Source organism: Pseudoalteromonas sp. SG45-2, from assembly GCF_014164115.1.
GTDB classification, from domain to species: domain Bacteria; phylum Pseudomonadota; class Gammaproteobacteria; order Enterobacterales; family Alteromonadaceae; genus Pseudoalteromonas; species Pseudoalteromonas distincta.
In genome coordinates this window covers 1-11,913 of record NZ_JACJEO010000019.1, presented here as the reverse complement: position 1 = coordinate 11,913, position 11,913 = coordinate 1, and the positions used below count along the sequence as shown (strand labels likewise).

General features: G+C 39.1%; 11 protein-coding genes and 4 tRNA genes. 11 read left to right on the top strand and 4 right to left on the bottom strand.

Annotation, left to right across the window (positions count from 1 at the left end; genetic code table 11):
• Positions 1–47 precede the first annotated feature (47 nt).
• The gene (locus tag H5116_RS14235; RefSeq protein WP_182716471.1) at positions 48–1,463 is read left to right on the top strand and encodes a mannose-1-phosphate guanylyltransferase/mannose-6-phosphate isomerase; all 1,416 of its coding nucleotides are present in this window, start codon (positions 48–50) and stop codon (positions 1,461–1,463) included.
• The gene (locus tag H5116_RS14230; protein ID WP_259395907.1) at positions 1,441–2,076 is read left to right on the top strand and encodes a hypothetical protein; all 636 of its coding nucleotides are present in this window, start codon (positions 1,441–1,443) and stop codon (positions 2,074–2,076) included. Before H5116_RS14235 ends, H5116_RS14230 begins: the two co-directional genes overlap by 23 nt.
• A gap of 40 nt (positions 2,077–2,116) precedes the next feature.
• Here H5116_RS14230 and H5116_RS14225 read toward each other — a convergent pair whose 3' ends face one another.
• The 3 genes from H5116_RS14225 to H5116_RS14215 form a co-directional block, all read right to left on the bottom strand.
• Positions 2,117–4,273, bottom strand: a complete 2,157-nt coding sequence (locus H5116_RS14225; protein WP_154903838.1) for a response regulator — start codon at positions 4,271–4,273, stop codon at positions 2,117–2,119.
• A gap of 166 nt (positions 4,274–4,439) precedes the next feature.
• Entirely contained in the window at positions 4,440–5,096 is a 657-nt protein-coding gene (locus H5116_RS14220) for a response regulator transcription factor (RefSeq protein ID WP_004334929.1), read from the bottom strand.
• 219 nt (positions 5,097–5,315) lie between these two features.
• Positions 5,316–5,684 (bottom strand): histidine triad nucleotide-binding protein, encoded by a 369-nt coding sequence (locus tag H5116_RS14215; protein ID WP_004334923.1) that lies wholly within the window; start codon positions 5,682–5,684, stop codon positions 5,316–5,318.
• A 92-nt stretch (positions 5,685–5,776) separates the two neighbouring features.
• On the opposite strand from H5116_RS14215, the gene H5116_RS14210 reads away from it, so the two are divergent.
• Entirely contained in the window at positions 5,777–6,376 is a 600-nt protein-coding gene (locus H5116_RS14210) for a DUF2057 domain-containing protein (RefSeq protein ID WP_004334921.1), read from the top strand.
• 58 nt (positions 6,377–6,434) lie between these two features.
• Here H5116_RS14210 and H5116_RS14205 read toward each other — a convergent pair whose 3' ends face one another.
• Entirely contained in the window at positions 6,435–8,276 is a 1,842-nt protein-coding gene (locus H5116_RS14205; protein WP_182675545.1) for a M1 family metallopeptidase, read from the bottom strand.
• 143 nt (positions 8,277–8,419) lie between these two features.
• Here H5116_RS14205 and murB point away from each other — a divergent pair, with 143 nt between their 5' ends.
• The 8 genes from murB to H5116_RS14165 all read left to right on the top strand — a co-directional run.
• Positions 8,420–9,430: a UDP-N-acetylmuramate dehydrogenase gene (gene murB, locus H5116_RS14200; protein ID WP_024599731.1), complete on the top strand. Its 1,011-nt coding sequence runs from the start codon at positions 8,420–8,422 to the stop codon at positions 9,428–9,430.
• Complete coding sequence (birA, locus tag H5116_RS14195) at positions 9,427–10,419, top strand: bifunctional biotin--[acetyl-CoA-carboxylase] ligase/biotin operon repressor BirA (RefSeq protein WP_182716470.1); 993 nt, start codon at positions 9,427–9,429, stop codon at positions 10,417–10,419. Before murB ends, birA begins: the two co-directional genes overlap by 4 nt.
• Positions 10,416–11,126, top strand: coding sequence for a type III pantothenate kinase (locus tag H5116_RS14190; RefSeq protein ID WP_182716469.1), 711 nt, complete (start codon positions 10,416–10,418; stop codon positions 11,124–11,126). Before birA ends, H5116_RS14190 begins: the two co-directional genes overlap by 4 nt.
• A 126-nt stretch (positions 11,127–11,252) precedes the next feature.
• Positions 11,253–11,328 (top strand) — tRNA-Thr (locus H5116_RS14185).
• Between the two features lie 40 nt (positions 11,329–11,368).
• A tRNA-Tyr gene (locus tag H5116_RS14180) sits at positions 11,369–11,453 on the top strand.
• A gap of 44 nt (positions 11,454–11,497) precedes the next feature.
• A tRNA-Gly gene (locus tag H5116_RS14175) sits at positions 11,498–11,572 on the top strand.
• A gap of 11 nt (positions 11,573–11,583) precedes the next feature.
• Positions 11,584–11,659 (top strand) — tRNA-Thr (locus tag H5116_RS14170).
• Positions 11,660–11,788: 129 nt separating this feature from the next.
• Positions 11,789–11,913: GTP-binding protein (locus H5116_RS14165; protein ID WP_033023824.1), on the top strand; the 125-nt coding region annotated here is incomplete at its 3' end.

The following is an 11,913-nucleotide window of genomic DNA, read 5'->3' as shown; positions in this document are numbered from 1 at the left end:
AGTGTTAAAATAGTCGCTGATATTTTTGTTGGCGGCTAATGTACATTATGAACACTTTAATCACTCCTGTAATTTTAGCAGGTGGCATAGGCTCTCGCTTGTGGCCGCTTTCTCGCCAAGCAATGCCTAAACAATTTTTACCACTACTAAATGAAAACATGTCATTGCTACAAAGTACGTTGGCGCGTGTTTCTAATGAGTTGTTTGATAATGCTATTTTAGTGTGTAACGAGCAGCACCGATTTATTGCCGCCGAGCAGGCTGAAAGCTCAATTCCTACTGCATTATTACTCGAACCTAAAGGTAAAAATACCGCGCCTGCCATCGCATTAGCCGCCCACTATGCGCTGCAAAATGGGATTACCGGCCCGCTATTAGTGATGCCTGCCGATCATCATATTAAAAACTTTGATGTATTAACGGCTAAGCTCCCTGAAGCAGTAAAACTTGCTGAGCAAGGAAAGCTAGTGACATTTTCGATTACTCCTACAGAGCCTCATACTGGCTATGGTTATATAAAACAAGGCGCGGCTATTGTTGGAACGGGTTGTTACGATGTTGCACAATTTAAAGAAAAGCCTGACGTAGATACAGCGAACCGCTATTTAGCTCAAGGTGGTTATAGCTGGAATAGCGGGATGTTTTTATTTACCCCTGCAGCCTATCTAAAAGAGCTCGAACGGTTTGCGCCAAAAATAGCAACGAGTGTCGCTGCAGCGGCGCAATTTACTAAAGATTTAGGGTTTACCCGCCCAAGCAACAGTGCGCTTGAACACTGCCCAAGCGATTCAATTGATTACGCCATTTTAGAGCGCAGTAATAACGCAGTTGTTATGCCTGTTGATTTAAAATGGAGTGATGTAGGTAGTTTTTCATCCCTTGATGCGCTTACAAAAAAAGACAAAAACGGTAATAGTTTAAACGCTAATTATATTGCTCAAAAAAGTATTAATAACTTAGTTATTAACGAGGCTGAACACACTCTTGCCACGCTTGGAGTAAGCAATTTAGCAATTATTCATACTCATGATGCCACGTTAATTGCAAACCAAAATGAGCTAGATTCTTTGCCTTTGTTGCTTAAGCAAATTGCTACAACACAGGCCGATAAACTTAATCATCATCAAGTGGTTTTTCGCCCATGGGGGAATTACCGTACTTTGGTTGAAGGCACAGGCTTTAAAGTTAAAAAAATTACTGTTAATAGCGGTGCTAAGCTTTCGACGCAGCGCCATCAGCATCGCGCTGAACATTGGGTGGTGGTTTCGGGTATTGCAAATGTATGTATTGATGAGCAAGCGTATACGCTAACGCATGACCAATCGTGTTATATCGCGGCTAAGCAAATTCATAGCTTGGCTAATAATCAAAAAGAGCCGTTAATTGTTATTGAAGTGCAAACCGGTGCTGTACTTGATGAAAGCGATATAGAGCGATTTGATGATAAATATGGAAGGGGTTAAAAATAAAATTCATGCCAAAAAGGACGTTTCAATATTAATGAGTAAAGTCATTTATAAAATCACACCTGACGTGAATCATTATCGAGTCATATTTCCTGATGATGAAACTTTATGTGAATCTGAGTTATGGAAACCTAATACTTCTACAAAAGAGTCTACACTGATAAATTTTAGTGCCCATTATAATAATGAAAAAGAGACGCCGATAGGTGATATGACAGCAATAAATTTACAGGGTCTTGCTATAAGGGATCATGTAGCAAATGAATTGGCAGAGATTTTTGAAGATTCGGGAGAGTTACTGCCTTTCCATGTCGGTGATGATAATTGGTACTTTTATAATGTCACTCGAAAAATAGAGGGTATATTAAATGTTGAGATGAGTACTTTTATGCTGCCAAGTTTAAATATCGGATTACAAAAAGCGGTGTTCAAAAAAGAAAAACTACCAAAGCTTAGCTGCATATTTAAAATGCCAGAAGACCGATTTGAAGGCACTTACGTTTTTGACTCTCGTGTAAATGATAAAGATATTACTTTAAACCTATTTTGTGCCTTGCAAGCCCATGGCTTTACTGGGCTTAGCTTTGAAGAGGTTGCGAGGTTTGATTAACCTAAAGTAAAATTTAAAAAACTTAAACGCTTTTTTAATTTCACTCTAACTGTCCTCGCACAAACTTTAAATATTGCTCTAAGCTGCGTTGCCACAGATCTAGCGCTTCATCAAGCATATCGTTATGTGGCTTTTTATCGAGTAAACGGCGCTCTATTTTTTTAAGCTCAATACCATAGCGATTAAAACCAAGTTGCAGAGCGGTACTTGCTTGGCGATGTAAAAGCTTAATGCATTGCTCTGGTTGTTGGTCAATAAGCTTTTGACAGCGAGTTAGCTTGTTGCGGGCTGAAAGCACAAATTCATTATAAATTGAAGACACTTCATCTTCACTAAATGAGCTGGTGAGTGTTTCGGCCGCTGTTTTGTCATACAAGGTATCAATAAGCTCTACTGCAATGCTCGCAGTTTGATTAGATTGAGAGTCACTAAGTGCTTGGCGAAGCTTTTCATGCTTAATAGGCTTGCCTACAATGTCTTTTATTCCTAATTCTAAATACTCTTTTACTTCGTCAGGGCTAAGGCTTGCAGTAAATGCGAGTACTGGCGTTCGTTGATTTTTATGATCAATGCGTTTTAGACGTTTAAGTACTTCTTGGCCTGTTAAATCAGGTAGGTTCATATCAAGCAAAACAACATCGAAGTGGTGAGCTTGCATGAGCTCTATGGCACTTTTCCCATCTTTTGCGAGCTTAATTTTGTGTTCATCGTCGGCCATAAATTCTATAGCAATTTTTTGATTTAAATCTAAATCTTCAACCAGTAATACATCAAGACCTGTTAAGTAATCTTTAGTTTGATGGCGCTGCTCTACAAGGCTTAATTCACCTAAAGTAAAAGTAACGGTAAAGCTAAATACACTACCAGTACCAAGCTGGCTGGCTATTTCGAGTCGGCTACTGAGCTTTTCAAGCAGGCGGCTAGTAATAGCTAAACCAAGGCCGGTTCCGCCTTTTTCTTTTCCTGCGCTACTTTGTACATAAGGTTCTGTTAAGTAGGCTATCTCGTCATTTTCTATACCTGGTCCTGAATCTTTGACACTAATTTTTATCGTGTGCTCAAGTTGTTTTTCTAATACTAAATCAACCTGAATTTTAACGGTTCCGTGATCTGTAAATTTAATAGCGTTACCGACTAAATTAATAATTATTTGTCTAAGTTTTTGTTGGTCGCAGTAATAACAGGCTTGCTCAGGAATATTATAGATAAGCTCAAATTTTAGCTGCTTTTGCTCGGCCATTGGGCTTAGTAATAAACATAAATTATTAAGCCATGTTTTAAATTCTACATCTTCTTCGTAAAGCGCTTCGTCACTCTGATCTAGGCTCGCGTAATCAAGGACCTTATCTACCAACAAGTTAAGTGATTCGGCAGAATTTATAATTGCCTCGCAATAGGCTTTATTGCGGGTATCACTTGTTTGGTTCATAACAAGTTGGGCACTGCCTAAAATACCGTTTAGTGGGGTGCGAATTTCGTGGCTTATTGTTGATAAAAAGAGCCCGCGAATTTCTAAATCTTTTTGTGCTTTATCGGCGAGTTTATTGAGGTGCTGCTCTCTGCGCTCATTACATAATAACGCCATACCTGCAGCATAAAACATGGGTGCAATTACGCCATTTAAAAATAGCAAAGAGCTAAACCAGCCGTTTACTAAAAGATTTTTTTGTTCAATGTTATCCATAAATAACGAGCGGCCAATAAAGCTCAAAGCAACAAGCGTTAAAATGGTTATGTATACAATGCTGCCATTAGGGTAGGGTTTGCGCGCGTACTTAATAAATATAAAGAGTAAAAAGCCGGCTTCTGCTATGTGCTGTATATCGGATGCAATCACTCTTTCGTGTAAAGATGGGTCAAAAAAGGTGTAATAGCCAAGCATTACAGTGCAAAAAGCAGTTACTGAGCAAAGTAATTTAAAACCAATACCGTGATAATTTAAAAACTGACTGAGCGATAAACAATGCACTATTGATGCGGCAAACATCATGCTACTAGCAGCGCTAATAATCACTAAATTATGTGTATCACCAACAAGCGTAAAACCAATAACAGAGCCTAATAGCAATATGGGATAGAAAATGCATAGCAGCGTGCCCGATATTTGTTTGTTTGTTCGCCATGTTAAAAAGTTAAGTAAGGTCATTACAACCATGATGGCGATGCTGGCAAAATAAAGAGTGAAAGAGTCGAGCATTAATATTCCAGCAAAGTAGTTTTAAACTAAGATTATCAAAAGTATACACTTATACCAATTATCAAAACAGATTACTTAGGCAATCAAATTGGTATTAAATAAGTGTGTAACACATACAAAAACAGACACCTAAGTGTCTGTTTTTAATTTTAAACTAAATATATGATTAACGAATTTCATCAGGGATATTTTGTTGTGCCCAAGATAGGAGCTCAATACGGTTACGACATTTAGTTTTTCTAAATGCGCTATATAAATGTGTTTTAACTGTGTGTGGACTGATACTTAAATCTTCAGCGATTTCTTTATTCTTCGAACCTTTACTCATTAGTGAGATTATTGCTTTTTCTCGCTTAGTAAGTTTAACAGGCTCAATATCCCCTTCGGTTAGTTTATGCAGCGCATCTTTATTAAATTGCAGCATACGATTTAATGCATTACACATAATATCGCGACGGTACCAAAGCTGATCTTCAAGTAGTAAACGAATACCTTTCATTAATACATCGGCGTTATCTGTTGTGTAAAATACGCCACGAATACCGCTCAACAATGCACGATTAGCAAGCTCAGGGTTCTCGTCTAGATTAAATAATATGATATCGCATTTAATACGTAGGTTTACTAGTTGTTCTTTTAGTTTTCCCCATGCATCCTTGCTAGATGTTTCGATAAACAAAAGTCGAGTCCCTTCAGGTATATCTAAAATATTAGTACCCGTGGTTACGTCAAGGCCTTGCGTTTTTAACAAAGGTTCTAAAACGTTAATACCAATAGTGTTAATTGGCTCTTGATCTAATAACAAAAAGGCTGAACTGCTCATGTTTTTATACTCTTTTATAAAGCTGACTGTTTAAGTTTATCACGACTTCCGCACCTTTTGTATTAGAAAGTCGCTGAAGCACTCAATAACAAATACGATTTTACGATTATTTAAACATAAAATGTTGCAAATAAGTAACTGTTTATTCTTTATAACCATGAAAAATCATAACATTTGTAACTAATTGGTTGAGCAGAATAGTTAGATAAAAATTTTTAATTAATTTACTTTTTTTACATTTTGGTAAGGTGGCCATCCCATTTCTTTACCGCCAAGCATATGTAAATGTATGTGATAAACGGTTTGTCCACCATGTTCGTTACAGTTCATGACCACGCGGTATCCGTCCTCAGCAAAATTGTGCTGCTTAGCTAATTTTGCCGCAACAACGTATAAATTGCCTACTAAATGTGAGTTTTCAGGATTTATATCATTTATAGTAGCAATTGCTTTTTTGGGGATAATTAACACATGAAATGGCGCTTGTGGATTTATATCTTTAAATGCGAGGGTGTCTTCATCTTCGTAGACAATGTCGGCCGGAATTTCACGATTAATTATTTTGGTAAAAATAGTCTCTTGGCTCATAGTGTGTTCCTAATTAAGTGTTATGAATTTTAAGCTCACTAATGACAAACTTTCAAAGCAGTGTCAAACTGAAATCAAATAAAGGAGTTAATATGCTTAAACCAATTTTAATAAGTAGTGCAGTTGCATTACTACTTAGTTTTTCGGCTAATGCTGAAAACATTCACTTTCCAGAAGAAATTGTACCACTACAAGTGGGCGATAAAATGCTAGAAAGCTCTTTGTTTAGCCGTATTGATGATGTAGAGCTTGCGCCAGGAACTTACCAGCTTAGGCTAAAATATACCGATTTATATGAAGATGATTATGACACGCATGAAGTTGTGGAGTCGGAACCATTTTGGGTAAGTGTAACTGTTGAAGCAGGTAAAGATTATACCTTAGTGTTTAATCGTGCTGAAAATGCAGTATCTGCAAAAGTATTTGCAGAAGCACCACAAGTTAGTTTAAAAGCAAAAAGTAGCGCTGTTGCTAAGCCTTTAAGTGTTATTTCTAACACGCAGCTAGCAAGCAATAAACCGGTAATGCAAAATACAATGCCTGCAGGACCTTCTCGTCCTAGTCAGCCAATAAAGCCGATAGCACCAATTACAGGTAAAGGCATGCCAAGTGCGCCGCAAATGCTTGATTTTTGGTGGCAACAAGCCACAACTGCAGAGCGTAAAGCTTTTTTAGAAAAAGTGACAAAGTAGAAAAATAGCAAAACAAAAGGGCCAAATTTGGCCCTTTTTAGTTTCTAGTTAACGCTATTTATTCAAATAATGCGTCAATAGTACCTTGTGCAAGAGGGTGGTAACCCGGGCGTGCTTTTAAGTACACGCTTTGTGCCCACTCTTTTTTACCGTTAGTGATAAGGGATTTATATAACGGTACAATTAACTTACGACGGCCAATGCCTGATAAGTGCTTATCAAGTGCAGGGTAAATTGGTTGATAACCATTTCCTACTGCTAGCATAAACCAAGCAAATGCACGTTCAGCATTAGTTGACTGTGTTAGGTTAAATTCTGAGTCAAGCTCTACCATGTGCTCTTGGCTTAAATCACGTGGTAAGTTATTTAAAAAGTGTAGCCACTCATGCACAGACCAATCAGCTGTTGGCAGTTGAGCTGCAGTTGTGTCGCCTTTTAGCCATGCTGCTGTTGCAGTATCTACTTTATCAAATGCATCAGAAGTAGGGTTTGGCGCATCATTTGGTAATCCAGGTTCAAAAATCCATTCGTTTACTTTATCCATGCTTACAACACCAGGATACTTTTCAATTAAGTTAGCTTTTAAGTAAGTAACAAATTGCGCGGTAGTAAGTGATTTAAACGAAAACTCTTTAAAGTACGCTTTTACAAACGGGTCAAACTTATCGCGACCATATTTGTTTTCTAGGTAAATTAAAAATAATTGACCTTTAGTGTAAGGCACTGAGCTGAATGCATCGTCTGGGTCGCGGCCGTTAAGTTTTAAATTAAGGCGTGTATCTGGTGCATCAATTGTTTTAAGTTGTGCGCGTAAAGACGCTGAATCAAGTGCTTGTTCCATAACCGCACGGTCACGGCCAAATACTTCTTCCATAATGCGGTTTTCAACGTACGAGGTAAAACCTTCGTTTAACCATAAATCTTCCCACGTTGCGTTAGTTACTAAGTTACCTGACCAAGAATGAGCAAGCTCATGAGCAATAAGGTTAACTAAGCTTTTATCACCGGCAACAACCGTTGGAGTAATAAATGATAAGCGTGGGTTTTCCATGCCACCAAACGGAAAACTTGGTGGTAGCATTAATAAGTCGTAGCGACCCCATGCATATTCGCCGTACATCGCGTTTGTTTTATCGATCATGGCTTGGGTGTCGTCAAATTCAGCAACTGAGGCATCTAAAATTGTCGGTTCAGCAAATATGCCTGTTTGATGCGACATTGCTTTAAATTCTAAGTTACCTGCGCCAATAGCAATTAGGTAAGGTGAAATTGCTTGTGGCATATCAAAAATGTAGTCGCCATCTTTATAAAGCGCATCTTTGTTATCGGCACTCATTACAGCACGTATATCTTTTGGTGTATGAATTCGTGCAGAGTAAGTTACACGCATTGCGGGTGTATCTTGCACTGGGATCCAACTACGTGCATGAATTGCTTGCGATTGGCTGTACATAAATGGATGCGTTTTACTTGCCGTTTGCTCTGGTGTTAACCATTGCAGGCCTGAAGCTTCTGGACGACTGTTGTAATAAATACGAACTACTTCAGCTTGGTTTTTAAACACAATAGTAAGCTTTGAACCTTTAACGTCATCTCGCTTAGCTAAATCAAAAGTCGCTTTTTTCCAGTTACCGCTTTGATCTTTGTACATTACTTTATCAATGTCTAAGTCGCGGGTATCAAGTACGAGAGTTCTACTTTTGCTGTTGTTCCACTGAAGAGTATGCTCTACAAAACCTTCTAATTGCTTGTCGGCAAAATCGACATCTAAATCAAGGTTTAAGTGAGTAGTAACAACATCATCAAGGTTAGCATACGAGTTTTGGTCAATCGCATTAGCCATTGCTTGCGAACACATACCCGCCATAGCGAGGCTTAAAAAAAGAGGTTTAATTTTCATCATTACTCTGAACACAAATAAAAAAGTGCTGGTTTTATATCACGATTGGCACGGTGGGTTGAGTGATTTTTACAATCTAGTGCCACATTTGCGACGATGAGGTAAACTATTGCGATTAGTTACCGGTATTTTTAGAGAGCTTTGTGGCGCATTCATTACACTCCTTACATACATTCGCATTAAACAGCCAATGCCAAAATTTTGTTGAAATTACTCAGCTTGAGCAACTTAAAACGCAAAGTTTTAGTACACCGTTTTGTTTGCTAGGCGAGGGCAGTAATACCGTATTTTTAAATGACTACATGGGTACGGTTATAAAAATAGCCTTAAAAGGGATTAAAATTACTGATCGTGAGAACGACACACTAATAACTATTGCCGCAGGCGAAAACTGGCATCAACTAGTCAGTTATTTATTAGAGAAAAATATACCAGGGCTTGAAAATCTAGCACTTATACCGGGCACAGTGGGTGCATCGCCGGTACAAAATATTGGTGCTTATGGCGTTGAGATAGCTAAATTTATTGAGTTGGTAGAATACTTTGATATAACCACTAAAACTATGCACTCACTAAATAACGAGCAATGTGAATTTGCTTACAGAGACTCAATATTTAAACATGCCCTTAAAAATAAAGCGGTGATCACGCAAGTGCATTTAGCGCTTCCAAAAAAGTGGCAACCAGTATTAAGTTATGGCCCCCTGCAGCAGCTCTCAAGCATTACCCCGCAAGCAGTATTCGATCAGGTTATAAAAACGCGCAATAGCAAATTACCTAACCCATATACACTTGCCAATGCGGGTAGCTTTTTTAAAAACCCAATAATTACTAACCAGCAGTTAGCTGAGCTATTAAAGCAGTTTGCAGATTTACCTCATTACGAATATGGGCAAAGCCATCACAAGGTCGCAGCAGGTTGGCTAATCGATAAAAGTGGTTTAAAAGGGCACCGCGAGGCCGGTGTAGAAGTGCATGAACAACAAGCGCTAGTGCTTGTTAATCACGGAAATAGTGAAGGTAGTGACCTAATAAAAATGATTAAACACATTCAGCAAGTGGTTTATATGCGCTACAACATTATGCTTGAGCACGAAGTACGTTTGATAGATTCGTGCAGCGAATGTCATATTAACGCGGAGCCTGAGCAATGAAAGCACCTGATGGAAACAAACTCGCTATTTTAAATGCACTCAACCAAGGAGGCTTTGTATCTGGGCAAGCCTTGGGTGAAAAGCTAGGAATTAGCCGAGCTGCGGTTAGTAAACATATTAAAACGTTACAAGAAATGGGCTTGGATATTTTTAAAGTGACTGGCAAAGGCTATTGTTTGAATAGTCAGGTGGGCCTTTTAAATAAAACGCAAATTGATCAACACTACAAAGCGCTAGGTGATAATACGGCCAATGTAGAAGTACACCCTATTATAGATTCGACCAACAGTGAGCTTATGCGCCGTATACAGGCTAAAACAGCGCTTGAGTCTGGCACTGTTATTGTTGCTGAAATGCAGCAAGCAGGGCGCGGCCGACGCGGCCGTGTTTGGCAATCCCCATTCGGCGCTAATTTGTATTACAGTTACTTTTGGCGTTTAGATGACGGGCTTCAAGCTGCAATGGGTGTATCAATTGCAGTAGGCCTTGCAGTTTATGATGCAATTAAAGCTTTATACCAAATTGAGGTAGAGCTTAAATGGCCTAACGATATTTATATAAATAAGCAAAAGCTTGCAGGTGTATTAGTTGAGCTCGACGGACAGCCGCAAGGTCCTTGTCAGCTTGTGATTGGTATAGGTATCAACTTACAAATGCCAGACAGCTTTAGCCAACATATAGATCAAGCGTGGACCGACTTAAATCAACATACTCAAAAGCTTGATAAAAACCAACTTGTGGCTTCTCTTACTCATCATTTGGAGCAGCGTTTAGCGCAGTATCGTCAAACGGGTTTGCAAGCTATGTATGAGCAATGGAATTCGCTCAATGCGTTTGCTGGTGAATATGTTGAACTAAACACAGGGCACCGAAGTTGGCGTGGAATATGTGAAGGTATTGACGCACAAGGTGGAATACGAATTCGCCAAGACGGGGAAGTAAAAAGTTATTACGGCGGGGAAGTCTCCCTTAGAAAGGCGCAATTATGAGATTATTGATCGACGTAGGAAATACATCATTAAAAGCTGTGTTGTGGCATAACGAGCAAGCACAACCGGCAGATATAAATAACCTGCCTTGGTTACAAATAACCGAAGTGATTTATGCATGTGTAGGGCGCAGTGATTTACTAAACGATATTCTCGCGCAAGCGGCTAGCAATAATATTATTTGTTTTGAAGCCAAGGTAACCAAAACGCTTGGAGATCTTGTATGCGCTTACGAGCATGTAGCTAACTTAGGCATAGACAGGTGGCTTGCGCTTATTGCTGGATTTACGTTATATCCAAACACAGCATGCATTGTTGTTGATGCGGGAACTGCGACAACAATTGATGTGCTTAGTAGTGAAGGGTTGCATTTAGGTGGCTGGATTTTACCTGGGCTTGATTTAATGACCTCATCACTTACACAAAATACTCAACGTGTTTTTGATGATGGTAAAACTCCATTTACCAATGAACTGGGTAAAAATACGCCTAATGGTTTAAAAAATGGTGCTTTAGTGGCAACCATTGGAGCAATTGAGCAAGCTAAGTTGCACTTAACGGATAAAAAAACAGAGCAAAAAGTACAAATAATTTTTGCTGGTGGCTATGGCTTGCTTTTACAACAGCAATTTGAGGGAAGTATTTTTGATTCATTACTCGTAATGAAGGGGTTAAATTACTGGCACCAGCTAAGCAAAACAACATAAAAAAGTGCAAAAAACGTGTTTTCGCGTGAATATTGAGCATTTAAACTAAAAATTTACACTTTTTTTAATTTTATAGTTGCATCCCAATAAACCTTACTCTAATATCTCGCCCCGTACTAAAGCAGTGCCGACTTAGCTCAGCTGGTAGAGCAACTGACTTGTAATCAGTAGGTCAACCGTTCGACTCGGTTAGTCGGCACCACTTTCCTTTTACCGGAAGTGAATTAGTAGAGAATTATCGTGGAGGGGTTCCCGAGCGGCCAAAGGGATCAGACTGTAAATCTGACGGCTCAGCCTTCGCTGGTTCGAATCCAGCTCCCTCCACCACTTTATTCTTGACGGTTAGAGGTAGTTTAAGAACAGATTTTTATGCGGGCATCGTATAATGGCTATTACCTCAGCCTTCCAAGCTGATGATGCGGGTTCGATTCCCGCTGCCCGCTCCAGTTCTTGTGTTGCTGATATAGCTCAGTTGGTAGAGCGCACCCTTGGTAAGGGTGAGGTCGGCAGTTCGACTCTGCCTATCAGCACCAGTCCTAAGAATCTCCTTGATTACTTCCTTTATCTGTCAGAAAATACTATTTGAAAAAGATTAACTTAATCTACCTTTGGTGGATTATTTTCATATGTAATTTAGATACACAAAACTGATAGGTTCCGTCATGGCAAAAGAAAAGTTTGAACGCGTAAAACCGCACGTAAACGTTGGTACAATCGGCCACGTTGACCACGGTAAAACTACACTAACTGCAGCAATCACTAACGTACTTGCAAAAGTATACGGCGG

What these genes read in the sequence shown, in the direction of transcription:
- H5116_RS14215 (WP_004334923.1), bottom strand. Translation starts at nt 5,684, where the DNA reads ATGAGCCAAGAGACTATTTTTACCAAAATAATTAATCGTGAAATTCCG.
- birA (WP_182716470.1), top strand. Translation starts at nt 9,427, where the DNA reads ATGAAAGCACCTGATGGAAACAAACTCGCTATTTTAAATGCACTCAAC.
- H5116_RS14235 (WP_182716471.1), top strand. Translation starts at nt 48, where the DNA reads ATGAACACTTTAATCACTCCTGTAATTTTAGCAGGTGGCATAGGCTCT.
- H5116_RS14230 (WP_259395907.1), top strand. Translation starts at nt 1,441, where the DNA reads ATGATAAATATGGAAGGGGTTAAAAATAAAATTCATGCCAAAAAGGAC.
- H5116_RS14220 (WP_004334929.1), bottom strand. Translation starts at nt 5,096, where the DNA reads ATGAGCAGTTCAGCCTTTTTGTTATTAGATCAAGAGCCAATTAACACT.
- H5116_RS14190 (WP_182716469.1), top strand. Translation starts at nt 10,416, where the DNA reads ATGAGATTATTGATCGACGTAGGAAATACATCATTAAAAGCTGTGTTG.
- H5116_RS14225 (WP_154903838.1), bottom strand. Translation starts at nt 4,273, where the DNA reads ATGCTCGACTCTTTCACTCTTTATTTTGCCAGCATCGCCATCATGGTT.
- H5116_RS14210 (WP_004334921.1), top strand. Translation starts at nt 5,777, where the DNA reads ATGCTTAAACCAATTTTAATAAGTAGTGCAGTTGCATTACTACTTAGT.
- H5116_RS14205 (WP_182675545.1), bottom strand. Translation starts at nt 8,276, where the DNA reads ATGAAAATTAAACCTCTTTTTTTAAGCCTCGCTATGGCGGGTATGTGT.